The following is a 23,853-nucleotide window of genomic DNA, read 5'->3' as shown; positions in this document are numbered from 1 at the left end:
GACGCTGGTGTGTTACCCGGCAGGGGGCGAGATGCCACGGGCATAAACCCCAACACCTGGTTGGGCACCGGTTCTTTGTCGGCGGTCTTTAGTCTTTTCGGTTGCCGTGTCTTCGCGCTTCCAGCGCCAGCCGTTTGAGTTCCTGCAGGTCCTGCAGGGTGAAGTCGGGACGGCGGCAGGCGAAAAAGGTGTTGTTGTGGGTGAGGGGTTCCGTTTCGATGGGAAAGGGGCTGATCCGAACGGCCTGACGCCAGGCCGCCGTGCCGGGGATGGGAGAGTATTCCGCCAGGTGGGGCATGGCTCCCGCTCGCCTGACCGTTTCGATGGCTTCGGCCACCTCTTGCACCGTCTGGTCCGGCATGCCGCACAAGAGGTAGGCCCCGATCTGTTCGCCACGAAAACCGGCCCGGTGAAGGTTTTCCACCGCTCGAAAGAACATGTCCTGTTCCACCTTGCCGCCCCAGGCCCGCTGCTTGTCGGGGCGGGTGGTTTCCAGGCCGAGCCGGATGGTGGTGAATCCGCTTCGGTACAGAAGGCGGCACCAGTGGGGATCGACGAGCGCCCGAACGTGCAGGGCGTTGGGCGTGTGGAAGCGAAGCGATCGGTCTTCTTGAATCAGTCCTTCCAGTGCAGGGCGGATCCCTGGATTTCCCAGCAGGAGCGCGTCGTCGTAGAAGGCGAAGTCCTGGACCCCCGTGCGGTCATGGACGTGGAGGATCTGGCGGGTCACGTGCCGGACTGGAAAGGTGATGCGTTCGGGCTGAAGGCGCCACGAGGCGCAATAGGGGCAGCGGTAGGGACAGCCCAGGCTCGTGAGTACGGGGCCATAGGACAGGCGGGGTATGAGATCCAGGGCGGGAAGGGGAAAATCCGCGGGAGACGCCCACTGGGGGCGATTGGAAAGCGGGTGCCCCAGAAGGGCTTCCGCCCGGGCCGCCGTTTGGATGAGCGGTTCCGTGCACACGCGGTCGGCACCGCAGGTTTTCCGGGCGTGTTCCGGGCACAAGCGGGCGTAGATCCCGCCCAACCACACCGGGGCTTCCGGGAAGATGTCCCGGATATGGGCGATGGCTTCCGTCACGCCGGGATACCAGTAGGTCATGGAACTGGTGACACAGACCAGGTCGGGTCGGGGAAGGGATTGGAGCTTCTTTCGGAAACTCTCCGGATGCATCCCGTAACGGTAGAAGGTGCGCGGAAAGTCTCCGAAGATTTCCGGCGTGGGTCGGGGCATCTTGGGGTATTTGCCGGTTCCGTAGAGGCGGTCGCCACCGGGGATCACGTCCGGCCGTGCGGCCGTGTCCGGGTCGTGCCGGTCCAGGCAATCCACCAACGCCACCCGGTAACCTCCTTGGCGGAAAAGGGCGGCCAGCACAAGGAGCCCCAGCGGCTTGGCCCACAGGTCGTAGGCGGCAAAGTCCGTGATCCAGGGATTGACAAGGAGCACGAAGGGCGGCTTGGAGCGGGTCGACATGAAGGTGGTACCCCTTTCTGCCTGGGAGCCTGGCGTCGGGCGGGATCCGGTCCCTATCCCCCGCTCGTCGTGGGTCGTTGGGCGTTCGACGTGAGCGGCCTGGAGCCCCTGCCCGTCTCCCGATCCGTCAAAATGAGAACTTTTCCGGCAAAAGGAATTGCCAATGAAAGCGCCGCTTATATATCCTGAGCCGTGCTTCAGGTCAAAGAACGATGGATGGGAGGGGCAAAGATGCGGGCGGTGGTGCAGCGGGTCAGCCGGGCGTCGGTGGACGTGGACGCACAGACGGTGGGCGCGATCGGCGCGGGGCTTCTGGTGCTGGTGGGCGTGGGACGCCAGGACACGGATCGGGACGCCCACTATCTGGCCGACAAGATCGTGAACCTTCGCATCTTTGCCGATGACCAGGGGAAGCTCAACCGGTCTGTCCTGGATATCAACGGCGGCGTGCTGGCTGTTTCGCAGTTCACCCTGTGGGGCGATTGCCGAAAGGGCCGGCGCCCGTCCTTCGTGGAGGCCGCCCCGCCCGAACGGGCCCGGGAGCTGTTCGAATGCTTCGTGGCCCGGCTGCGGACCTATCCCATCGCGGTGGCCACGGGGCGATTCCAGGAAACCATGGCCGTGCACCTGACCAACGACGGTCCGGTGACCCTGCTGGTGGACAGCTCCAAGGCGTTTTGAAGGGGGCCTCCGGCGGGTCTCGGCCCAGTGACAATGGAGACATGACCATGCAGGAAGAACCTTTCCAGATGTCCTCCCAAGAGGTGGACATTCATGTGGACGCGGAAGGCGACTGGCACTACGGGCCGCGGCTGATCTTCCGAAAGGAGATCCTCCAGACCTTCTACGAACACCTGGGCCGCGATGAGGACGGCGGCTATTTCTTGGATTGGCAGGGAGCGCACCATCCGATCCAGGTGGACGACACCCCGTTTGTGGTCACCCGGGTGGACAAGGTGACTGATGAAACGGGCGCCGAGCGGATCCGGCTCACGCTCAAGCACCTGGAAGAAGCGGAATGGCTGGATCCGGAGACCCTGTGGGTCGGCCGGGACAACGTGCTCTACTGCCGGGTGCGAGGCGGATCCTTTCCGGCCCGATTTTCCCGGCCCGCCTATTACCAGATCGCTCAGTGGATCGAACCGGACGAGAAGGGCGAAGGGTTCGTTCTGCGCGTTGGCGATGGGCGTTATCCCATCCCGATCAACGGGCCCGCCTGAATCCCTTGCGACGGCCCGGTGCGCGCAGGTCTTCGCGGCGCGGCACCAAAGGAAAGGGCCTGGTGATGTGGCGCGTTTTGACTGTTTCCGATGTGATCGATCCGGACCTGGATCCCCTGCTGGATCCCGGCCGGTTCGGCCCGGTGGACATGATCTTTTCCTGCGGGGATCTTCCGCCGGAATACCTGATCCGTCTGTCCCGGTCCTTCGACCTGCCGGTTCATTACGTTCGGGGAAACCACGACATTCGCCCCGGGGCCATGGATCGGCCCGGTCTGGTGAATCTGCACCGGAGGGTGACGATCGTGGAAGGGCTCCGCGTGCTGGGACTGGAAGGGTCCATGTGGTACAACGGGGGACCGGTGCAGTACCGGGAAAAGGAGATGCAGCGCCTTCTGCGCGGGCTTCGGGCGAGTCTGTGGTGGCACGGAGGCGTGGACGTGGTCATCACCCATGCCCCGCCGCGCGGCGTGGGAGACGGGGAGGACCTGTGTCACCGGGGCTTTGAATCTTTTCTGGAGCTGATCCGGCGCTATCAGCCGGCGTACTTTATCCACGGCCACATCCATCGGTCCTTTGCCGATCCGTCCGAGCGCATCACAAGGCTGGGACGGACCCTTGTCATCAACACCTTTGGTTTCTACCTGCTGGAGATCGACCATGAAAGAGTGGCTCCGCACATGGGCCTTCTGGAAAAGAAAGGCCCCGCACGGCTCTGGCACCGTCTCCTTCGAAGACCTGCAGCGCGCCGACGAAGCCTTTGAATGCCGCGACAGGGGGATTCGGACCGTCCCCCTGGCCAAAATCGTGGGAAGCGTGGGACGCTACCAGGACTTCGACGACAAGTTCCGCCTGAAGAACCAGGCCCCGTCCGAACGTCTCGAAGGGATCAAGAACGCCATGCGCCGCGGCAAGGTCCTTCCGCCCGTACGCCTGTGGCAGATTCGGGACGCCTACTACGTGGAAGACGGCAACCATCGGGTGGCGGCGGCCAAGGCCCTGGGCCACGACGAGATCCTGGCCCACATCGTGGAATTCGTTCCGTCCGGGGATGACCTGGAAGGCGTGCTCTACCGCCAGCGGGCCGACTTTCTGGATGCCACCCAGCTCCACGCCGACATCACCCTGTCCGAACCGGGCCAGTATGAGCACCTGCTGGAACAGATCCGGCGGCATCAGGCCTTTCTGGAAAAGTCACGCGGCGGCCCCGTTTCCTTTCCAGACGCCGCCGCCGACTGGTACCAGTACATCTATCGGCCTCTGTGCGCCATCATCAAAAAGGAACGGTTGCTGGAAGAGTTTCCGGGAAGAACCGCGGCGGATCTCTACACCTATATTTCCGTGCGGCTGTGGGAGAAGGGGGAGCGGCGCCACTACGGTATCGGTATCAACGAGATCCTGCCGGACGACATGGAGGCGTTTCGAGAGAAGATGTCGGGAGGCGACGGGGTTCGATACCCGGAAATGCAGCGCAACATCACGGCCTTTGTGCTCATGAGCGTGCAGGCCAAAAAGGAACACAAGATCGTGGAACGGCTCTACGAGCTGGAAGAGGTTCGGGAGATCCACAGTGTGCATGGCGACGTGGATGTGCTGGTGAAAATCCAGCTCACCCGGGACCTGCTGAGTTCCGACGCGGAGGTCATTTCCGACTTCGTCCACGAAAACATCCGCCAGCTTCCCGGCGTCCACTTCACCAAGACGCTCATCCCCGGCATGTCCAAGATCAAGGACTGAAGGCGGCGCATGGGCTGCGGGGCGGGGCATGGGATTCCTGGCCGCGTGCGCCTCACGCCTTGTCGCGCCCGCCTTCACAACCATTGTGTGCTTTTCCACCGGATTCACGGAATCCGGAAGAAGGCCTCGTCGAATCCATCCTTTCCGGCATATTTCTTGACAAAACGGCCAGGGAAAAGGGCCCAAGACTCCAGGATGGACGCATCCACGGGAATGCCCGCTTCCCGAAAGGCCTCGGCGATCCGCCCCGGCTTGGGGGGACATCCCGGCACCGGGATGGGGTGGAGGATGTTCGGGTTGTTCTTGTGGGCCTGGCTCATGCACTTGCCCAGCAAAATGGTGTGTTTCTTGCCCGGAGTGGGCTGCATGGCCTTTCCCGTGAGCACCTCCACCTCGTCCCAGGGGCTTCCGGACCAGGCGCGGGCCACGGCCGTGAGCACCAGGCCGTTGAGCATGGAGCAGTAGGTGCACAGGGTGTCGTCGTATTTGGGGTAGCTCAGGCCCCGGATGCCCATCTGTTCCATGAGGGCGGGAAGCGAGCCGTCTTCGGTGTAGGGAAAGGAGAAATCGTGGGGACGGGCCAGGCTGTCCAGGCTTTCGCCCGCCATGCGCACGTCCGAAAGATCCAGGGGACGACCGGCCGCGCGGGCGGCATGCACCAGGTGCGGGACCCGGTCGGGGTGGTGGCCGAGCAGACGGGCGCCCACCATGTCCGCGGAAAGCAGATCGCGGGAAGCCACCAGGACATTCATACGATGCAGCGTTCCGTCGAAGGCGGGACCCCGCTCGTTGCTGAAGATGCCGTCGATCACGGTGAACACGGGCGGAAGTCCCGCGGGCAGTGCGGCCACCATCCGGTGCAGGTTCCATTGGGGATCGGCGCTGTGGCATCGCTTGCGGGACGCCATGTCGATGAGCCCCTTGAGATTCTTGATGCCCAGACTCACCACCGTCTGGGCATGGGTCTTGAGCACGGGAAGATCCACGATGAGGTCCGATTCCAGGGCGTCCCGGTTGAAGTTCAGGCTGATGCCGTCGGCCACGGCCACTTTCCGAAACGGCCGCTGAAAGACGTCCACCACCTGGATTCCGTAGCGGTCTGCCAGCTTGAAGTAGCCCAGAGAGGTAAAGGCCGCCTGGGCCAGTCCCTTTTCTCTGGGATCCACCGACACCAACCCTTCGCCCAGGGTGATACGCCGCGCTCCCGCATCGTGAAGGGCCCGTACCACGTCTTCCACCACCCGGCTCGTGGTGATCACGCCCCATTTGGGAAAATCCACGGCCGGGGTCCAGGTGACCACGTTGGGCTTGATGAAGACGCGGGTGTCCGGTCCCAGGGGCGGAAAGCCTCCGGCCGCCTCGATGACCCGGGCCACCGATTCCACCGGTTTTTCATAGGTTTCCAGGGCCACCGTATGAGAAGGGGCTGCGTTCATCACTTCTTCCCCGCCTGATCGATTTTCCGGTACATATCTTCGATGATGTCCGCGTAACGTTCCAAAATCACTTTGCGTTTGAGCTTCAAGGTGGGGGTCATCTCCCCGTCTTCCTGGGAAAACTCCTTGGGGATGAGGGTGAAGCGCACGATCTTTTCGTGGGGAGCCAGAACCCGGGTCAATTCGTCTATCTTGTTTCGGAAAAAGGTGGTGAAGACAGGATGCTTCACCAGTTCTTCCCGGGAAAGATCTTCAAGTCCCTTTTCCTGCAAAAAGCCCTCAAGGTTTTCGAAGCTGGGCACCACCAAAGCCGTCACGCACTTTCGCCCTTCTCCCACGATCGTGATCTGCTCGATGGCCGGATCCGCTCCCACCAGGGTTTCGATCATCTGTGGCGCGATGTATTTGCCGCCCGAGGTCTTGAAAAGGTCCTTGATCCGGTCGGTAATGATCAGCTCACCGTAAGCGTCGAAGGTGCCTGCATCCCCGGTTCGGAACCAACCGTCTTCGGTGAAGACGGCGGCCGTTTCCTCCGGCTTGTTGTAGTAGCCCTGCATCACGTTGGGGCCGCGAACCAGGATTTCCTGATTGCGGGGATTGATGCGCACTTCCAGTCCGGGCAGCGGTCGTCCCACCGTGCCGAAAGAAAATCCCTTGGTTTCGTGGCAGGTGACGGTGGCGGTGGTTTCCGTAAGCCCCCAACCGCACACCACCAACACCCCGACGCCGCAGAAGAACCGCTCGATTTCCGCCGAGAGGGGAGCTCCGGCGCAGGGCATGAATCGGATCCGGCCTCCGAAAAGCGCCTTGAGCTTGGAAAGGACCATGGCGTCGGCCACACGATGCCGAAGGCCCAGGCCGGCAGGAACTCCCAGGCCGTCCTTTTGACGCTGGAAGTAGGCATCACCCACGGCCAGGGCCCAGCGAAACATGCGCCGGCGGAACGTGGGCGCCGACTGAACCTTTTCCTGGATCGCCCCGTGGATCTTTTCCAACAGCCGCGGCACCGTGCACATGACCGTGGGCCGCACCTGCTGCATGGCTTCCATCACCTGCTTGGGGTCGTCCAGGTAGGCGTTGGTCATCCCCTTGTGCAAGACGTAGTAGGTCCAGGTCCGTTCAAAGACGTGGGACAGGGGAAGAAAGCACAGCGAGACGTCCGACTCGCCGCACGGCAGGATCCGGCCGTCGTGGGAAGTCATCTGGAAGAGCACGTTGGACTGGGTGAGCATGACCCCCTTGGGTTCCCCCGTGGTGCCGGACGTGTAGATGAGGGTGAGAAGATCTTCCGGCCGGGCCTCTTCCAGTCGTCTGGACACCTGGTTGTCGTGGGACGCTTCCCCCAGATCCAGAAAGGCGTCGAAGGTCAGGACCTTTTCCGAGGCCACTTGCGCCGCCGAGTCGTCCAGGCTCACCACGGCCTGGATGTGCGGTAGGTCCCCCATCACCTCCAGTGCCCGGGACAGCTGGTCCTCGGTGCCCACAAAAACCACCTTGGCCTGGGAATCTTTCAGGATGTAGGCCGCCTGCTGCGCCGTGTTGGTGGGGTAGATGGGAACAGAAACCGCCCGAACGAGCTGGCAGGCCAGGTCCGCGATGGTCCAGCGGGGCTGATTGTGGCTCCAGATGGCCACCCGGTCCTGGGCATCCACCCCCAAGGCGATCAGGCTTCGGGCGGTGCGGCGAACCGCATCGTAGAAGGCGTTCCAGGTCATGTCCCGCCACTGGCCGTTGTCGCGATAGGCAAGAGCCCTTGTGTCGCCGCCTTTTTCTGCTCGCTGGATGAAGAGGTGAGAATACGCTTTCATGCCGTGCTGCCCCTCCTGGTTGTTGGTTACGGGTGCCAGGGATGCGCCGCGGAAAAGATCTCGCGCCGGTTCGGCTATTCCTTGCAATGGGATCGAATGGGGCTTGGCAGATTGTGCACGAACCAAACTAGCGAAAAGCGCCTCGGGGCGCAAGCAAAGAAAGGTGGGAGTGCATTACGGTTCCAGCCACCACTGTTCATAGAAGGTCCGCGGGTGCAGCTCCGCGTAATGGGTCCCGGCCTCCAGGGTTAGGTGCCGCCGGATGTCCAGGCACAGATCGCACTTGTTGAGATAATCCCGGGAGGGTCGATATCCATGGGTTTCCCAAGCGAATTGGAAAAGGCCCCGGATGCCCTTGCGGAAAAGGAGGCAAAGGAGCGGGTATGTGTCTTCGGACAGGGCCCGGCCCAGGTCCGCCATGTGTACGGCCAGGCCGCTGCACAACCCGGGAATGTAGCGGCCGTAAAGATCCACGTGGAAATGGTTCGTGTCGGCCAGTTCCGAGCAGGGACGGTCGTTGGCGTCCAGGACGGCTTGGGCCGATTGTCTTCCGAAGACCCGGCCGAAAAAGAGCGCCGCCCGGCCCCCATAATGGATCCAGTACCGGCGGGGAATCCGGCGCAGGTAGTCGGGGCCGAAGAGATCCACCAGTTCCTGCAGGTCGTGGGTCGTGTGGGGATCCAGCTGTTCCAGGTCCGGCCGAAAGCCGTCCACCCAGGGAAAGACGTGGAGGCCCGCCTTGCGGCAGGCCTCCATGAGGTTTTGAACCCGGCAAAACGGGATGAACTCAGCGTGAAACGGGCTGATGGAGATGAGCAGAGTGCGGAGCCCCGCCTTGGCACAGGCATGGAGGATTTCCGTTCCCTTTTGATCGCATACGAACCAAGAGGCGTTGGTCTCCACGTACTCCACGCCCATGCCCACCTCCCGGGCCGTGCGCAACACGGTGAGCAGCTTTTGCGGGGCCAGGAAAGGCTCTCCTCCTCCCACGTGAACCGACGCGCACCCCAGCCGGAGGATGGTCTCCATGGCCCTTCGGGCCGTCTCCCGGTCCATGGTATCCTTGGGCCAGCTGGGGCTACAGCAATAGAGACAATGCCGGCACCGGGACGAGCAGTGGTAGTTGGTGATGATTCCGCCGGAGCGGAGTTTTCCAATGGTCAGCGTTTGGGAGAACAAGGCCATGAACTTCCCTCGTGGCTCCCATCTCAGCCATCACACATAATTCCGTTCCCACCTCACTTCTTATACAGCAAGAAAGGGCGAGGGATGGAATCTTTTGTTCGGCGGGGCGGCCCTGAGGGCCCCGCCCCACAATGGGTTCTCTCAGCTTCCGGCGTGGATCGGCTTGCGCGCAGGGGCATGGGCCTTGGTGCCTGCGGGATTGTTGGGCACCACAGCCGAGGTGCCACCGGCCATCAAGGCGAAATCCGGATAGGCGCTTTCGCCGTGTTCTTCCAGGTCCAGGCCGTTCATCTCCTCTTCGGGGCTCACCCGAAGGCCCACCGTGGCATGAAGGACTCGGAAGGTGAGGTAGGCCGTGGGGAAGGCCCACAGGAAGGCGGCGGCCGCTCCCAGCGCCTGCACCCCCAGCTGCCCCATGGAGAAGCCGCCCGTATGGAAGATGGCGGCGGCCAGGGTGCCCCACACTCCGCACACTCCGTGGACCGAGATGGCCCCCACCGGATCATCTATCCGAATCCTATCGAAGAAGAGGACGGACACAACCACCAGGATACCCGCAAGGAAGCCGATCATGACAGCGCCGGCAGGACTCACGTTGTTGCAGCCGGCCGTGATTCCCACCAGGCCCGCCAGGGCCCCGTTCAGGGTCATGGTGAGATCGGGCTTTTTGGCGATGGTCCAGATGGTGATGAGAGCCCCCATGGTGCCGGCGGCGGCGGACAGGTTGGTGTTGACAAAGATCCAGGCGATGTCCTTGACCCCGGCGGTGGTGGAGCCGGGATTGAAGCCGAACCAGCCGATCCACAGGATGAAGACCCCCAGGGCGGCCAGGGGAAGGTTGTGGCCGGGAATGGCCCGGGGGCGCCCCTGGGCGTCGTACTTGCCGATGCGTGGCCCCAGGACCAGAGTGCCGGCCAAGGCCGCCCAGCCGCCCACGGAATGGACCACCGTGGAGCCGGCGAAATCGATGAACCCCAGCTTTTCCAGCCAGCCGTTTCCATGGAAAAGACTTCCCCATACCCAACTGCCGAAGACAGGATAGATGATGGCGCTGATCACAAAGGAAAAGCACAAGTAGGAGACGAACTTGGTACGTTCCGCCAAGGCGCCGGAAACGATGGTGGCCGCTGTGGCGCAAAAGACCACCTGGAACATCCAGAAGGCCAGCACCCAGGGATTGCCGCCCGGCGCGTAGTCGGAAAGGAAAAAACCGCTGGTGCCGACCCAACCCCCCAGGCTCGCTCCAAACATGAGCCCGAAGCCGACGGCCCAGAAGCCCAACGTCCCGATGGAAAAGTCCATGAGGTTTTTCATCATGATGTTCACGGCGTTCTTGGCCCGCGTAAAGCCCGTCTCCACCAGGGCGAAACCTGCTTGCATGAAAAAGACCAGGGCCGCGGCCATGAGCGTCCACACGTAATCCAGATGGGTCTGCACATCCGCGGCCGTGGGACCGTCGGCCAGCGCCGTTGCAGGTAACATCAGGGTGACAAACCAGACAGCAATCCTCAGGGTTTTATAAAACATGGGATTCTCCTCCGATAGGACGTGATAGGTTCCAAAATGTATAAGACCCCCTGGGCCCGGGGATCAGAGGGCCTGGATTCCCCGTTCCCCGGTGCGGATGCGGATGGCATCCTTGAGCTGGCTGATGAAGATCTTGCCATCACCGATCTTTCCCGTGCGACCCGCTTCCCGGATGGCCTCCACGACGGCCGGGGCCAGGTCGTCGGCAACCACCACGGTCAAGAGCAGCTTGGGGAGGAAGTCCACGTGGTATTCGGCGCCCCGATAGAGCTCCACGTGGCCCTTCTGGCGCCCGAATCCTTTGACTTCCGTGAGCGTCATGCCCTGGACGCCCAGGGCCATGAGGGCTTCCTGCACATCGCCCAGCTTGAACGGTTTGATGATGGCTTCAATTTTGGTCATGTCGGCAACCTCCTGGGTGTGAGTGATGGTTGACCTATCCATGGGCAAATCTCTGGCCAAGGTGGGCGATTTTTTTTAAGGTGTTGACGTTACAGTGGAAAATGTATTGGGGCATCCTTTGCAAATTTGAGTGATGGACAAAAAAAGATACAAAGATGTACCATTTTTGGGGACTCAGGCCCCATTTTGTTCCAACGCCCCGGTGGGGGCGTGTCACAGGGCTGCGCACGGGGTGGTCAAAGGAATAGGAAGAGAGTGGGAGGAGGCATCCGTGGAACGGGCGGGGTGCAACCGAGATGGCGGCCGGGAGGGAGGTCGCCGTTTGGGTTTTCTTCATCAGGGGGCGTTGGGTGATTTTGTGCTCTTTGTGCCGATTCTGGACGCTCTTTACGGGCAACGGGGCGTGGAGTGCTTCGACCTTTGGACCCGGCCCGGATACCGGGCCCTGCTGGAGGGAAAACCCTACGCGGTCCAGATCCACGGCCTGGAGGCGCCCTTTTGGGACGCTCTGTATCGGGACGATGCCTGGGAGGAGGTCCCGATCCCGGAAGATCTCCTGCGGCCGGAGGCCTTCTTTTGGGTGGGGCAGCCGGGGGCTCGCCCGTGGGTTCAGCGGCTTGGAGAGCGCCTTCCCATACCCGTTCATTGGGTCCAATCCTTTCCAGCGAAGGAAGACGGAAAGGGACCGGTGACGCGCTTTGTGGCGGATCAGCTGGGATCTTTGGGCTGGCCGGTCGACCCCGACCCGCCCCAGGTGGTTCCGTTGGGCTCGGCCCGGGAAACCGTGGAGCGCTGGCTTGTTGCGCGGGGCCTTGGCCCCGGGGGATACGGCCTGGTGCATGTGGGAAGCGGCGGCCGGGCCAAGGTGTGGCCCTTGGCCCGGTGGCAGCGGCTCTTGCGGTACATGGACGAGACCTTGCCCGTGCCTTTGGTGTTCCTGACGGGCCCGGCCGATGACGCCTATGTGCCCTTTGTGGATCACATGGCGCGGCGGTTCGGGGGGCACCGGGTATCCGGCTGGGATCTGGATCAGGTGGCGGCGTTGCTGTCCTTGGCGGGCTTTTTCGTGGGCTGTGATTCCGGGGTGAGTCATCTGGCGGCGGCCGTGGGAACTTGCTCACTGGTCATCTTCGGCCCCACGGATCCGCGGGTGTGGGCTCCCCGGGGACCGAACGTGCACGTCTTTCAGGACCACTGGACTCCCGAAGAGGTGCTGAACTGGGATCTCCGGGACCCGGGGGCGGCTATCCACACGGTGTCCGATGTGTGCCACCGCTTTTTCCAGTGCATGGTCGGCGCTTTCCACTAAGCCGCGGCGTCCCGGCTCCAGGTGACGGGCCGGCTTGGCCCCTGCCGGCCTGGCCTTGCGGCAGGTGGGTGCGGGTTCGGAACCCCCTCCCACGAGGCCGTGTGAGTACTCAATCAAAACCCCATGGCACAGTGGCATTTCAACTGGTTACAAATTCCCCAAAAAGGCCGAAAGGCCTTTGTCGGACAGGTTCCCCGTGAGTGGGCCTTTGTTTACCGTCGGACGGAATTGGAATTTTCCTCCAGATCGGTTAACTACACAGGGACACGTGGTCATCCTTAAAGCCCTGCCAGCCGGGCTCAGCTCAATGCGAAAGGGCTGCTAATTGGGGAATAGCAAAATCCATGTTCCGCTGAAGCAAGACAGTACGAAGCAACCCGCTGCAGCCCACTATCCCGAGCACGGCCTGCAGACACCCCATGATCGGGTGTTCTCAAAAGAGAAAAGGGCCCGCGGCGGAAGTGCCGACGGGCCCTTGAGTGTTTGGCAGACGATGGCCGGGTTTTAGGGGGAGTCGCTGTCCACGCGTTCTTTGAGCTCCTTGCCCACCTTGAAGAAGGGCAGGCGCTTGGGCTTCACCTCGATCAGTTCCCCCGTCTTGGGGTTGCGGCCCTTGTAGCCTTCGTATTCTTTTACCTTGAAGCTTCCGAAGCCGCGAATTTCCACACGATCCCCCTGAATGAGGGCCTTTTCCATACTGGCAAACGTCACATTGACGGCGAGTTCCGCTGCTTTCAGCGTGATGCCTTCCGCCTTGGCCAAGGCTTCGATGAGCTGGCTTTTGGTCATCGCGTTCGCTCCTTGTCTCCTGCGTTAAAGGGTCCCTAGTTGCGCGGCCCGATGGTTTCCATTCCCCTCATGTAGGGCCTGAGCGCCTGGGGCACGATCACGCTGCCGTCCGCCTGTTGGTAATTTTCCAGGATGGCCACCAGGGTTCGGCCCACGGCCAGTCCCGACCCGTTGAGGGTGTGGACCAGTTCCGTTTTTTTCTTGCCTTTTCGCCGGAAGCGGATATTGGCTCTCCGGGCCTGGAAGTCCTCAAAATTGCTGCACGAAGAGATCTCCCGGTAGGTGTTTTGACCCGGCAGCCACACCTCGATGTCGTAGGTCTTGGCCGACGAAAAGCCCAGGTCCCCCGTGCACAGGGTCACCACGCGGTAGTGGAGGCCCAGCTCCTGGAGGATCGTCTCGGCGTTTTGCAGGAGACTTTCCAGTTCGTCGTAGGATGTTTCGGGTTGGACGAACTTGACCAGCTCCACCTTGTTGAACTGGTGTTGGCGGATGAGCCCCCGGGTGTCCTTGCCGTAGGATCCGGCTTCCGAGCGAAAACACGGGGTGTAGGCGGTGTAGTAGCGGGGCAGATCGTCTTCTTCCAGGACCTCCCCCATGTGGATGTTGGTCACAGGCACTTCGGCCGTGGGCACCAGGAAATAATCCCAGCCTTCCAGCTTGAAAAGATCCTCTTCGAACTTGGGAAGCTGTCCGGTTCCGGTCATGGCCGTTCGGTTGACCATGAAGGGCGGGAGCACTTCCGTATAGCCATGGCGCGTGGTGTGGACGTCCAGCATGAAGGAGATGAGGGCCCGCTCCAGGGCGGCGCCCGCGCCCCAATAGAGCGCAAAGCGGGCGCCGGTGATCTTGGCGGCCCTTTCGAAGTCCAGGATGCCCAGCTGTTCTCCGATGTCCCAGTGCGGCTTGGGCTCGAAATCGAAGGCAGGGGCCTGCCCCCAGGTCTTCACCACGGGATTGGCGCTCTCATCGGCTCCCACCGGCACCGATGGGTGGGGCATGTTGGGGATGAGCATCAGGAACTGGCGGAACTGCTCTTCGATGGCTCCCAACTCCTGGTCCAGGTCCTTGATGCGCTGGGACACCTGGCGCATCTTTTCGATGAGGGCGCCGGCGTCCTTCTTTTCGCGTTTCAGGCGGGCGATTTCTTCGGATGCCTGGTTGCGTTGATGTTTCAGTTCCTCCACTTCCCTGAGAATGTTCCGGCGCTTGCCGTCCAGCTCCACAAAGGGCTGCATGTCCAGGGGCATCTGCCGGTCCCGCAGCATCTGAGCGACTCGATCCACATTGTCGCGGACGAACTTGAGATCCAACATGTCGGCCTTCCTTCAAAGGGTTTCAGATCTTGCTCTCATGGGGCACGGATCGATTTTTCATAAATGTATCAATGTCTTGATTAGCGACTGGTTTACTCCCGGGGCGGCGCCTTGTCAATTCATTTAAGAACCTCGACCAGTTGCCGCCTCCAAAGCGCGTCACTGGTCCACCTGGGCGCTCACCACCTCCACGCTGTAGTCCTTGAGCATCTCCAGATCGGGCAGGTTGTAAAAGACGATCATGAAGGGGACCTTGCCCTGTGGGGGGATGTGCACGTTGGTCAGGTCTTTGCCTTCCCGGTTCATCATGGCGTTTTGCACGTCCGCCATGTCCATCTGCATGAGGTCCTCCTTGGAAAGGACGTTGCCGCAGAAGGCCTTTTGCACCAGCGCGGGCTGGTTTTCCCCGGTGTAGAGTTTCCCTTCCAGGAGTACGAAGCTGACGGGGCGGCTCTCTTCGTTGACCACCTTGCCTTGCACCACGAAGATCTGTCCCACCGTGGCGTTTTCCAGGAAGTAGGCCTGAATGTTTTCTTCGATAGTCACCTGGGGCACCGCCGGGGGGGCCGTGGGGGATGTTGGGGCTTCTTCCTGGGGAGCGGGACCGGTGACAAACTTGGCATAATAGTAGTACGCTCCTCCGGCCAGCAGGCCGGCCACCACCAGGAGTCCCAGCAGGACGGGTGCGAGAGAACGCTTCTTCTTGGCGGCCGGCTGGGGACGCACGGGCCTGGGGGTAGGACGTTGATAGCTGATGGTCTCTTGCTCAGGCTCCGGCACCGGGCTGAGCGCGTCGGCGGCGGGTGCGGAACTTTCATCAGCGGCGTCCTTTTTGACGACAAAGGTGTGTCCGCACCGGGAACAGCGCACCTTGGCCCTGTCCTTGCGGAGGCGACTTGGATCCAGGCGATACTTGGTTCCACACAGCTCGCAGCTTACGATCATGGCCGACCCCGTCGTTTTCAGGAGGTGGAGTCCTCCTCGTCCACGAATACCACTTCATAGATGCCCTGGAGTTCCCTGTATCGTTCGGCAAAATCCAAGCCGTAGCCCACCACGAAGCCGCCCGGGATCTGGATTCCGATGTAATCCACCGGGACTTCCACCTCGCGGCATTCGTACTTGTCGATGAGCGCGCAGACCTTGAGGGACCGAGGCTTGCGCTCCCGCAGGTGCTCCAGGAGCCAGGAAAGGGTGATGCCGGAGTCCACGATGTCTTCCACAATGATCACGTCCTTTCCTTCCAGGGGGCATTCCACGTCCTTTTTGAGCACCACGCGGCCGCTGCTTTTCGTGGCGTTCCCGTAGCTGGCGACCCGAATGAAGTCCACTTCCGCGGGGATCTGGAGGTGCCGGACCAGGTCCGCCATGAAGATGAAGGCCCCTTTGAGCACGCCGACCAGGACCACCTCTCGGCCCTGATAGTCCTCGCTGATCTGGTGCGCCAATTCCTGGACCCTGTGTTGGATCTGCTCGTAAGAAATCTTGGGTGCCAGCCGGTGTCGTCTCATCCGTTTCCTTTCTGAATAAGCCGCTGTGCGGTGTATTGCGAAACAAAGGCGCCCTCAACTTAACGGAAACGTGCAGAAAGGTCAATTGAGTCCTGCGCTTAACTCTTCAAAACCATTCACAATAAGCGAAGGCCGTCCGGGAAGGGATTTCTTTGGCCTTTGCAATGTCCGGGGATCGGGATTATATGAAGCCAGCGAGATTTACGGCAACAAAGGAGGAAAAGATGAGAGATCAGGTGGAAAAGGCGTTGGCAAAGATTCGTCCCATGCTGGAACGGGACGGCGGAAGCGTGGATCTGGTGGACGTGGAGGGCTCGGTGGTGAAGGTGCGCCTCACGGGTGCGTGCCACGGATGCCCCATGAGCCAGATGACCCTGAAGGCGGGGATTGAACGGATCATCCGCCAGGAAGTGCCGTCGGTGACGGAAGTGGTGGCCGTCTAGGCAGGAAGGCCCAACCGCCCGGCGCGTTCCTTCCGCCCAGGTGTGCCCCCCCACGGGCCGAAAGGTTGGGATCGCTCCTTACCGGTGGACGAGGGTGTGTGTCACCCGGTCCCGGTTGTTCGGCCCTCTTCCCCCGTGGACCAGGCCGTCTTTGGGCTGTCGCGGCCTTCCGTGACGGCCTCTTACTTGTGATAGGGTTCTCCGCGCAGGATGGTGAAGGCCCGGTAGAGTTGTTCCACGATCACCAGGCGGGCCAGGTCGTGGGGCAGTGTCATCTTGGACAGGCTCAGGATGTGGTTCGCCTTCCGGCGCACCTCGTCGGACAGGCCCAGGGGACCGCCCACGGCCATCCACAGATCCCAGGACGACAGCTGCATGCGACTTAAAAGGTCCGCGAACTCCCCGGACGTCATCTGCCGGCCGCGCTCGTCCCAAGCGATCAGCGTATCCTGAGGGCGCGGCAGGTGGAGAATCTTTTGACCTTCCTTCTCCTTCACCCTGTCCGCATCCATCTTCTTTCCCATCTTTTCCGGCTTGACCACATGGACCTGCACCGGGGCGTAGTGCTGAAGCCGGTCCAGGTATCGTTGAATGCCGTCTTCCATCTCCGGAAAGACGGTCTTTCCCACAAAGATCAGGTGGATTTTCATCTTCTTGGCGACGGTCCCATCGGCCGGGAGGGACGCCGTGGTCCAGGCGTCCCTTCATCCTTTCCATTGGGTTGGTTCGTGTGCGTTGGGGCTTTCTCACCCATCCAGGGCTGTTGTGAAAAACCCGGCGTTTTTTCACCGCATTCGGCCCATTGCTAGGCCGACTCCCCACGGCGGTAACGGGCGGCCAGAAGAAACTCACGGTTTCCCTTGGGGCCCAAGATGGGCGACGGGGTCACCCCCCTTACCTCCAGGCCCAGTTCTTGGGCCGTTGTGGTCACGGATTCACACACGGCCCGGTGCACGGCCGGGTTTTTGACCACGCCGCCCTTGCCCACCTTGTCCCGACCGGCCTCGAACTGGGGCTTGATGAGAGCCACCAGCCAGGCCTCCCGGTCCAGAAAATCGAGCACGCGGGGAAGAACCAGCTTGAGCGAAATAAAGGAGGCGTCCACGGTGGCGATTTGGATGGGTTCCGGGATCTTGTCCCGCTCCAGGTAGCGGATGTTGTGCCGTTCCAGGACCACGACCCGCGGGTCCTGGCGCAAGGTCCAGGCCAGCTGCCCGTAGCCCACGTCCACGGCGTATACCTTGGCGGCGCCGCGCTGGAGCAGGCAGTCGGTGAAGCCGCCGGTGGAGGCCCCCACGTCCATGGCCGTCCATCCCCGCACGTCCAATTGGAAGTGATCCAGGGCGTGCTCCAGCTTGAGCCCGCCGCGGCTCACGTACGGGATGTCCCGGCCGCGGAGCTCCACTTGGGCGTCCACGGCCACCTTGTGGCCGGCCTTGGTGACGGGGTGGCCGTTCACCAGGACGCGTCCGGCCATGATGAGGGCCTGGGCCCGGTCCCGGCTTCCCGCCAGGCCCCTTTCCACCAGCAGTTTATCCAATCGCACGGATGCAGGCGCCATGAGGGTTGGAAAGCGCGGTTCGGACGGTTCGAGCGATGCTTTCGGCGTCCAGTCCCACCTCTTTTCGGAGGATCTCCGGTTTCCCATGCTGGATGAAGGCGTCCGGGATCCCGATCCTTGCCACCCGGCGCGGCAGGCAGCCGGCGTCGGCCAGGCATTCCAGAACGGCACTGCCGAAGCCGCCCTGAAGGGCGTTTTCTTCGATGGTGACCAGCAGTTTGGTCCGCTGCACCCAATCCAGCAGGAGATCCTTGTCCAGGGGCTTGACGAAGCGGGCGTTGATCACCGCCGCCCGGATGCCTTCCTGTTCCAGTCGTTCAGCCGCCCGGCAGGCCGCCGCCACAGGATGGCCGATGGCCACCAGGACGGCATCGGAGCCTTCGCGCACCACTTCCCCCCGGCCGATGGGCAGCGTTTCGATCGCCTCATCCAGTGCAACCCCCAGCCCCCGGCCTCTGGGATACCTCAGCGCGATGGGCCCCCGGTGCTCCAGAGCCGTCTTCAACATGCGGCGCAGTTCGTTTTCGTCCTTGGGAGCCATGACCGTCATGTTGGGCAGATGGCGCAGATAGGACAGGTCGAAGACGCCATGATGGGTGGGGCCGTCTTCTCCCACCAGACCCCCCCGGTCCATGGCGAAGACCACGGGCAGATTCTGCAGGCACACGTCGTGGACCACCTGGTCGTAGGCCCTCTGCAGGAAGGTGGAATAGACCGCCACCACGGGCCGGTAGCCTTCCGCGGCCAGGCCCGCCGCAAAGGTGACGGCGTGCTGTTCCGCGATGCCCACATCGAAAAACCGGCTGGGATACAGCTCCGAGAAGGGCACCAGCCCCGTTCCCTGGGGCATGGCGGCCGTGATGGCCACGATCCGGGGGTCCTTTTCCGCCAGCTCCACCAGACACCGGCCGAAAACGGATGTGTAGGAAGGCGGCGCCCCTTTGGTTGGGGAGGGGCTTTCGCCCGTGCGCACATCAAAGCAGCCCACGCCGTGGAAGGTGGCCGGGTCGCATTCGGCCGGGTGGTAGCCCTTGCCCTTCACCGTGCCCACATGGATGAGCACGGGGCCCCGGATGTTTTTGGCGGTCTCGAAGGTTTCGATCAGCCGCTCCAGGCGGTGGCCCTGGATGGGACCGATGTAGTGGAAGCGCAGGGCCTGGAAGAGCATGCCGGGGGTGAAGAAGGCCCGGAAGGAGTCTTCGCTCTTCTTGAGAAGCTGGAGGATGTTGGTCCCCACGCCGGGGATGGCCCGCAGGGTGGTCTCCAGCTCCTTTTTGAGGCTCATCACGGTGCGGCTGGAAAGCTTGCGGCTCAAAAGCGACGAAAAGGCCCCCACATTGGGAGAGATGGACATTTCGTTGTCGTTCAAAACCACGATCAAGTCTTTGCCCAGATCCCCGGCGTGATTGAGGGCCTCGAGGGCCATGCCGCCCGTCATGCTGCCGTCGCCGATCACGGCCACAATCCGGCTGGGACAAACCTTCAGGTCCTTGGCGGTGGCCATGCCCAAAGCGGCGGAAATGGACGTGCTGGCATGCCCCGCCCCGAAGGCGTCGTGGCGGCTCTCCTGCCTTTTGGGAAAGCCGCTGATCCCGCCGTATTGGCGCAGCGTGTGGAACTGATCTCGGCGGCCTGTGAGCAGCTTGTGGGTGTAGCACTGGTGGCCCACGTCCCAGACGATGCGATCGTTGGGGCTGTCGAAGGCGTAATGGAGGGCCAGGGTGAGTTCCACCACACCCAGGTTGGGGGCCAGGTGGCCGCCTGTGCGGGCCACCGTTTCAATCAGAGTGGTTCGGATTTCCGCCGCCAGGCGCTCCAGTTCCTTCAGGGAAAGCCCCTTCAGGTCCTGGGGAGAGTCGATGGTGGCAAGGAGCGACGTGGTCAGTTCCTTGCCTTCCGGTGTCTGTGCATCCTGCCGGGTCAATGGATTCCTTCTTTCCTTGCCGTTCATGGTGTGGGTGGATGAGGTCCTTCGTATCACGCCTTTCGTTCCAGCAGGTAGCGGGCGATGGCGCGCAGTGGTTCTGCTTTTTCGTCGAAGGTTTTCAGGGCATCCACCGCCCGGTCCACGTGTTTTCGGGCCATCTCCCGGGATCGGGCCAGGCCCAGCAGCGCCGGGTAGGTTTTCTTGTTTTTGGCCACATCCGATCCAGACGGTTTGCCCATCACGTCCGGATCCCCCTCGATGTCCAGCAGATCGTCGGTGATCTGAAAGGCCAGCCCCAGATGGCGGCCGTATTGAACGAGGGCCTGGATCTGTTGGTCGTTGCCGCCGCCGAGAACGGCGCCCATTTCCAGCGAGGCGCTGATGAGGGCCCCCGTCTTGTGGATGTGCATGTATTCCACGGTCGCCAGGTCCACCTCCCGGGTTTCCGATTCCAAGTCGATGACCTGGCCGGCGATCATGCCCTGCATACCGGAGGCTCGGGCCAGGATGGTCAGGGCCCGAAGGCGCCTTTCGGCCGCAACGGCGGCGTTGCTTCCTATCCGGGGGTCGGCCAGCAGCCCGAAGGCCTCCGTGAGAAGCAGGTCTCCGGCCAGAATCGCCACGGCTTCCCCGTAGACCTTGTGGTTGGTGGGGCGGCCGCGCCTCAGGTCGTCGTCGTCCATGGCCGGCAAGTCGTCGTGGATGAGCGAGTAGGTATGGACCATTTCCAGGGCACAGGCCGCGGTGAGGGCTTCATCCGCGGTTCCGCCCACCACCTCCGCCGCCGTGAGGCACAAGATGGGCCGAAGCCTCTTGCCGCCTGCAAAAAGGCTGTAGCGGGCCGCTTCCACCACCGTCTTTTCCAGGCTGTCGGATGCCGGGAGGAAGCGTTCCAAGGCGGCGTCCACCCTCTGGCGCTGCGCCTCCAAGAACGCCTTGAGATCCAGCGATGCGTGATGCGAGGTGGTTGACGCGTGATGATTCATGGCGGCCTTCGAATGTTCTTGACGTTGGCGGGCTGCCTTCCCGCTGGTTCCGTGGAACCCATGGGGCACCCCGAGTGCGTGGGGTTGTATCACGATTGCTTGCCGGCTTTCCAGTGTGAATTCAATCCTCAGACGTCGCTTTCCTTTTCCTCCACCGGCCGAATCTCCCAGCGGCCGTCTTCCCCCTGGACCAAGGCCTGAACCTTCTTTTCCGCTTCGTCCAGCTTTTCGTGGCAGAGCCGAATGAGATGGACCCCTTCCCCAAAGGCCGTCATGGCCTCTTCCAAGGGGAGGTCTCCCTTTTCCAGGTTTTCCACGATCTCTTCCAGCCGCTTCAGGGCGTCTTCAAACTTTTCGATCTTCTTTTTGCGTGCCACCAACCCTGTCTCCTCCCTGTTACGTGCGTGCCGGCGGCTTTGCCGGGGCACGGGGATCCGGCATTTTGGGCCGACGGATCCGTGAAATGATCACCCAACAAGACCCACGGGCGAAAGGGCTTTCTATCGGACATGCGCGGCCGGCACCTCCGCCGCGCCGGATTTGGCACATAGAAGCGCTGCGTGGGACGCGGCCTGGTGCCCGCCCCAAACCCGTGTGCCGCGGGACGGCCGGGTCCCTCAGGCCATCCCACCCGCGCCTTTTTCCTCGGTCCGCTATCCGGGACCCTTTTTCGTTTCCACCACTTCCGCGGTCACCTCCCCTTGGGCCAACTGGATCAGGAGTTCATCTCCCGGATGAACCCGGGCCGCATCGGTGACCACCTTCTTTTCCGGCAGCTTGTAGGTGATGGAATAGCCTCGGCTCAGGATCGAAAGCGGACTCAGGGATTCCAGCTTGCCGGCCGCCTTGCCCAGTTTTAGGCGGCGTTCCCGAAGGCTTTGCTGGTGCAGCTGGAGGAGCTGTCTGGCCAGGGATTCCAGCTCCAGGCGCAGCTCGGCGATCTTCCCGGCCGGGTGGAGCCTCTGGAGCCGCTGTTCCAGGTGGTCTTTTCGGAGCCGATACAGATAGAGTCGCTGTTGCATGGCCCGGGTCAGCCGGTCCAGGCGCTCGTCCAGGGCAAGCCGCCAGTCGATGAGCTGTCTGCGGGGGTCTTTCAGGCGCGCCTCCAGCCGGCGCATCCGGTTCCGACGGTGTTCCACCAGAGAAAGGAGCGCAGAGCGCAGGCGCTGGGTTCGGTCGGCCAGGTGCCGTTCCAGATCCTCCAGGCGACTCACCACCCACTGGGCTCCTGCCGTGGGGGTGGGCGCGCGGTAATCCGCCACCAGATCGGAAATGGTGAGATCGATTTCGTGGCCCACGGCGGAGATCACCGGCACGGTGCATCGGGCGATGGCCCGGGCCACCACTTCTTCGTTGAAAGGCCAGAGATCCTCCAGGCTTCCGCCTCCGCGCCCCACAATCACCACATCCCAAGCGAATCGGTCCTGCAGCCGGGAGACGGTCTCCAGGGCTTGGGCGATTTCCGGAGCGGCTTCCGTTCCCTGCACCCGCACGGGAAGCAGCGTCACCGTGAGCGGGTAGGGGCATTGCTGGAACACCTTCAAGATGTCCCGGATGGCCGCTCCGGAGCTTGACGTGATCACGGCCACCCGCTGAGGGCGTGCGGGCAGGGGGCGCTTTCTTTGCTGGTCGAAAAGGCCTTCCTTGTGGAGCTTTTCCTTGAGCTGCTCAAAGGCCTTCTGGAGCGCTCCCAGCCCTTCCGGTTCCAAAATGTCGGCAATGACCTGGTAATCGCCTCGCGGTTCATAGACGGTGAGCCGCCCCTGGCACAGGACCGCCATGCCGTCTTCTGGGCGAAATTTCAGACGGCTGTAGGCGCTTCGGAACATAACCACGCGGATCTGGCTTCGTTCGTCCTTCAGGGTAAAATAGGCGTGGCCGGAGGCGGGGATCTTCAGGTTGGAGACCTCTCCCCGGACCCACACGTAGGGAAAATTGGCTTCCAGCAGGCGCTTGATGCGGTCGTTCAGCTGGCTGACCGTCAGCACGGCCGAGGATTTGAGAGGGTCAAACGGTGCTGTAACAGGCATGGTCAGCACGTCCTGATTGAGACAGGGTTATGGGTCTGATGGCAGGTTCCGTCCGTAGTCCCCAGGGCCCTCCACCCGGATCCGTCTCAGAAGACTGCATGGGATCTCGTTTCTCATCCCTCAAAAAGCTTGGGGTCCATGGCGTCCCGCAGCCCCTCTCCCACCAGGTTGTAGGCCGTGATGCTCAAAAAGATGGCCAGACCGGGAAAGGTGGTGAGCCACCACGCGAATTCGATGTAATCGCGGCTCTGGCTCAGGATGTCCCCCCAGCTGGGGGTGGGCGGCGGCACGCCGAAGCCGAGAAAACTGAGACTCGATTCCGTGAGGATGGCTCCCGCGATCCCGAAGACGGCGGACACCAGCACCGGGGCCATGGCGTTGGGGAGCATGTGCACGAAGATGATCCTCAAATGGCTCGCCCCCAGGGCCGCCGTGGCCTGAACGAAGTCCAGGTTTCTCAGCTTGAAGAATTCCGCGCGCACGAACCGGGCCACGCCGGTCCACCCCGTCAGGCCGATCACCACCATGATGTTATAAATGCTGGGCGGCAAAAAGGCGATAATGGCGATGATGAGAAAGAAGGTGGGAATGGTGAGCATGATCTCGATGAGCCGGCTGATCACCGCATCCACCCAGCCACCGAAGTATCCGGCCAGGCCGCCCAAAGCGATGCCGATGACCACGGCGATCCCTACGGCCACAAACCCCACGGAAAGGGAGATGCGTGCTCCGTGGATCATGCGGCTCAGCACGTCCCGGCCACGGTCGTCCGTGCCGAACCAATGGGTTCGACTGGGCGGGGACAGGTTCTCCAGCAGATCGTATTCCGTGGGCGAGTAAGGAACGGGAGGCCACAGGGCCCAGGTGCCGGGGCCGGCTGGATCCCTTTGCCACATGAAAAGATGAGGGTTCCGAAGATCCTTCCAGGCTCCCCGCGGTGGCCGGGCCGACGAATCGAAAACGGGAAAGACCAGGGAGCCTCCGAAAGAAGCCACAATGGGCCGGTTGTTGGCCAGGACCGGAGCCAGCACGGCCACGACGATCAGCAAGGCCGTGACCCACAGGCCCGCCACGGCCAGGGGCTTCTTTTGGAAATGGCGCCAGACCGCCTTCCAGTAAGTGGAAGACGCCGTTTCCTGAAAGGTCTCGGTCATGGGGCGATCAAGGCGATGGGCGGATGTCATGGTACGGG

General features: G+C 62.4%; 23 protein-coding genes. 6 read left to right on the top strand and 17 right to left on the bottom strand.

All coding sequences use genetic code 11. The features are described 5' to 3' along the window. Nucleotides 1-88: 88 nt before the first annotated feature. The gene (locus B9A12_RS07415) at nucleotides 89-1,474 is read right to left on the bottom strand and encodes a B12-binding domain-containing radical SAM protein (protein ID WP_084057250.1); all 1,386 of its coding nucleotides are present in this window, start codon (nucleotides 1,472-1,474) and stop codon (nucleotides 89-91) included. 231 nt (nucleotides 1,475-1,705) lie between these two features. On the opposite strand from B9A12_RS07415, the gene dtd reads away from it, so the two are divergent. The 4 genes from dtd (at nucleotide 1,706) to B9A12_RS07395 (ending at nucleotide 4,431) form a co-directional block, all read left to right on the top strand. After that, nucleotides 1,706-2,155, top strand: a complete 450-nt coding sequence (gene dtd, locus B9A12_RS07410) for a D-aminoacyl-tRNA deacylase (protein WP_084057293.1) — start codon at nucleotides 1,706-1,708, stop codon at nucleotides 2,153-2,155. Between the two features lie 47 nt (nucleotides 2,156-2,202). Further along, nucleotides 2,203-2,694, top strand: coding sequence for a DUF1285 domain-containing protein (locus B9A12_RS07405; protein WP_170920426.1), 492 nt, complete (start codon nucleotides 2,203-2,205; stop codon nucleotides 2,692-2,694). A gap of 65 nt (nucleotides 2,695-2,759) precedes the next feature. Next, nucleotides 2,760-3,458: a metallophosphoesterase family protein gene (locus tag B9A12_RS07400; RefSeq protein WP_084057248.1), complete on the top strand. Its 699-nt coding sequence runs from the start codon at nucleotides 2,760-2,762 to the stop codon at nucleotides 3,456-3,458. Next, complete coding sequence (locus B9A12_RS07395) at nucleotides 3,355-4,431, top strand: Lrp/AsnC ligand binding domain-containing protein (RefSeq protein ID WP_084057247.1); 1,077 nt, start codon at nucleotides 3,355-3,357, stop codon at nucleotides 4,429-4,431. The genes B9A12_RS07400 and B9A12_RS07395 overlap by 104 nt, the downstream gene beginning before the upstream one ends. 104 nt (nucleotides 4,432-4,535) lie before the next feature. Here B9A12_RS07395 and B9A12_RS07390 read toward each other — a convergent pair whose 3' ends face one another. The 5 genes from B9A12_RS07390 to B9A12_RS07370 form a co-directional block, all read right to left on the bottom strand. Further along, on the bottom strand, nucleotides 4,536-5,867 hold the full coding sequence (locus tag B9A12_RS07390; protein WP_084057246.1) for a DUF362 domain-containing protein: 1,332 nt from the start codon (nucleotides 5,865-5,867) through the stop codon (nucleotides 4,536-4,538). Continuing rightward, nucleotides 5,867-7,675, bottom strand: coding sequence for an AMP-dependent synthetase/ligase (locus tag B9A12_RS07385; RefSeq protein WP_084057245.1), 1,809 nt, complete (start codon nucleotides 7,673-7,675; stop codon nucleotides 5,867-5,869). The genes B9A12_RS07390 and B9A12_RS07385 overlap by 1 nt, the downstream gene beginning before the upstream one ends. Before the next feature lie 174 nt (nucleotides 7,676-7,849). Continuing rightward, nucleotides 7,850-8,860 (bottom strand): radical SAM protein, encoded by a 1,011-nt coding sequence (locus B9A12_RS07380; protein WP_084057244.1) that lies wholly within the window; start codon nucleotides 8,858-8,860, stop codon nucleotides 7,850-7,852. Nucleotides 8,861-9,001: 141 nt separating this feature from the next. Next, a complete protein-coding gene (locus B9A12_RS07375; RefSeq protein WP_084057243.1) occupies nucleotides 9,002-10,387 on the bottom strand; it encodes an ammonium transporter in 1,386 nt (461 codons plus the stop codon). Between the two features lie 63 nt (nucleotides 10,388-10,450). Continuing rightward, complete coding sequence (locus B9A12_RS07370; protein WP_084057242.1) at nucleotides 10,451-10,789, bottom strand: P-II family nitrogen regulator; 339 nt, start codon at nucleotides 10,787-10,789, stop codon at nucleotides 10,451-10,453. Between the two features lie 322 nt (nucleotides 10,790-11,111). Between B9A12_RS07370 and B9A12_RS07365 the strand changes: the two genes are divergently transcribed. Then, nucleotides 11,112-12,098 carry a glycosyltransferase family 9 protein gene (locus tag B9A12_RS07365; RefSeq protein ID WP_170920425.1) on the top strand — a complete coding sequence of 329 codons (987 nt, stop codon included), beginning with the start codon at nucleotides 11,112-11,114 and terminating at the stop codon, nucleotides 12,096-12,098. Between the two features lie 504 nt (nucleotides 12,099-12,602). Here B9A12_RS07365 and B9A12_RS07360 read toward each other — a convergent pair. The 4 genes from B9A12_RS07360 to hpt form a co-directional block, all read right to left on the bottom strand. Continuing rightward, on the bottom strand, nucleotides 12,603-12,887 hold the full coding sequence (locus B9A12_RS07360) for an HU family DNA-binding protein (protein WP_084057240.1): 285 nt from the start codon (nucleotides 12,885-12,887) through the stop codon (nucleotides 12,603-12,605). 35 nt (nucleotides 12,888-12,922) lie between these two features. Next, a complete protein-coding gene (gene serS, locus B9A12_RS07355; RefSeq protein ID WP_084057239.1) occupies nucleotides 12,923-14,203 on the bottom strand; it encodes a serine--tRNA ligase in 1,281 nt (426 codons plus the stop codon). 159 nt (nucleotides 14,204-14,362) lie between these two features. Then, nucleotides 14,363-15,148: a DUF3426 domain-containing protein gene (locus tag B9A12_RS07350; protein ID WP_084057292.1), complete on the bottom strand. Its 786-nt coding sequence runs from the start codon at nucleotides 15,146-15,148 to the stop codon at nucleotides 14,363-14,365. A gap of 17 nt (nucleotides 15,149-15,165) precedes the next feature. Then, on the bottom strand, nucleotides 15,166-15,714 hold the full coding sequence (hpt, locus tag B9A12_RS07345; RefSeq protein WP_084057238.1) for a hypoxanthine phosphoribosyltransferase: 549 nt from the start codon (nucleotides 15,712-15,714) through the stop codon (nucleotides 15,166-15,168). Nucleotides 15,715-15,938: 224 nt separating this feature from the next. Between hpt and B9A12_RS07340 the strand changes: the two genes are divergently transcribed. Continuing rightward, the gene (locus B9A12_RS07340; protein WP_084057237.1) at nucleotides 15,939-16,157 is read left to right on the top strand and encodes a NifU family protein; all 219 of its coding nucleotides are present in this window, start codon (nucleotides 15,939-15,941) and stop codon (nucleotides 16,155-16,157) included. Nucleotides 16,158-16,339: 182 nt separating this feature from the next. Here the strand turns inward: B9A12_RS07340 and B9A12_RS07335 are convergent, their stop codons facing one another. The 7 genes from B9A12_RS07335 to B9A12_RS07305 form a co-directional block, all read right to left on the bottom strand. Then, a complete protein-coding gene (locus B9A12_RS07335) occupies nucleotides 16,340-16,807 on the bottom strand; it encodes a 23S rRNA (pseudouridine(1915)-N(3))-methyltransferase RlmH (protein ID WP_084057236.1) in 468 nt (155 codons plus the stop codon). A gap of 155 nt (nucleotides 16,808-16,962) precedes the next feature. After that, nucleotides 16,963-17,718 carry a TlyA family RNA methyltransferase gene (locus tag B9A12_RS07330; RefSeq protein WP_084057235.1) on the bottom strand — a complete coding sequence of 252 codons (756 nt, stop codon included), beginning with the start codon at nucleotides 17,716-17,718 and terminating at the stop codon, nucleotides 16,963-16,965. Further along, nucleotides 17,690-19,669 (bottom strand): 1-deoxy-D-xylulose-5-phosphate synthase, encoded by a 1,980-nt coding sequence (dxs, locus tag B9A12_RS07325; protein ID WP_084057234.1) that lies wholly within the window; start codon nucleotides 19,667-19,669, stop codon nucleotides 17,690-17,692. The genes B9A12_RS07330 and dxs overlap by 29 nt, the downstream gene beginning before the upstream one ends. Nucleotides 19,670-19,695: 26 nt before the next feature. Continuing rightward, nucleotides 19,696-20,592 carry a farnesyl diphosphate synthase gene (locus tag B9A12_RS07320; RefSeq protein WP_084057291.1) on the bottom strand — a complete coding sequence of 299 codons (897 nt, stop codon included), beginning with the start codon at nucleotides 20,590-20,592 and terminating at the stop codon, nucleotides 19,696-19,698. A gap of 167 nt (nucleotides 20,593-20,759) precedes the next feature. Next, entirely contained in the window at nucleotides 20,760-21,008 is a 249-nt protein-coding gene (gene xseB, locus B9A12_RS07315) for an exodeoxyribonuclease VII small subunit (protein WP_084057290.1), read from the bottom strand. 276 nt (nucleotides 21,009-21,284) lie between these two features. Next, complete coding sequence (xseA, locus tag B9A12_RS07310) at nucleotides 21,285-22,661, bottom strand: exodeoxyribonuclease VII large subunit (RefSeq protein WP_084057233.1); 1,377 nt, start codon at nucleotides 22,659-22,661, stop codon at nucleotides 21,285-21,287. A 113-nt stretch (nucleotides 22,662-22,774) separates the two neighbouring features. Next, nucleotides 22,775-23,845, bottom strand: a complete 1,071-nt coding sequence (locus B9A12_RS07305; RefSeq protein ID WP_212636861.1) for an ABC transporter permease — start codon at nucleotides 23,843-23,845, stop codon at nucleotides 22,775-22,777. Nucleotides 23,846-23,853 lie beyond the last annotated feature (8 nt).

Origin of the sequence: Desulfacinum hydrothermale DSM 13146 (assembly GCF_900176285.1) — a bacterium.
GTDB classification, from domain to species: domain Bacteria; phylum Desulfobacterota; class Syntrophobacteria; order Syntrophobacterales; family DSM-9756; genus Desulfacinum; species Desulfacinum hydrothermale.
This window is presented reverse-complemented; position numbering and strand designations above follow the sequence as displayed.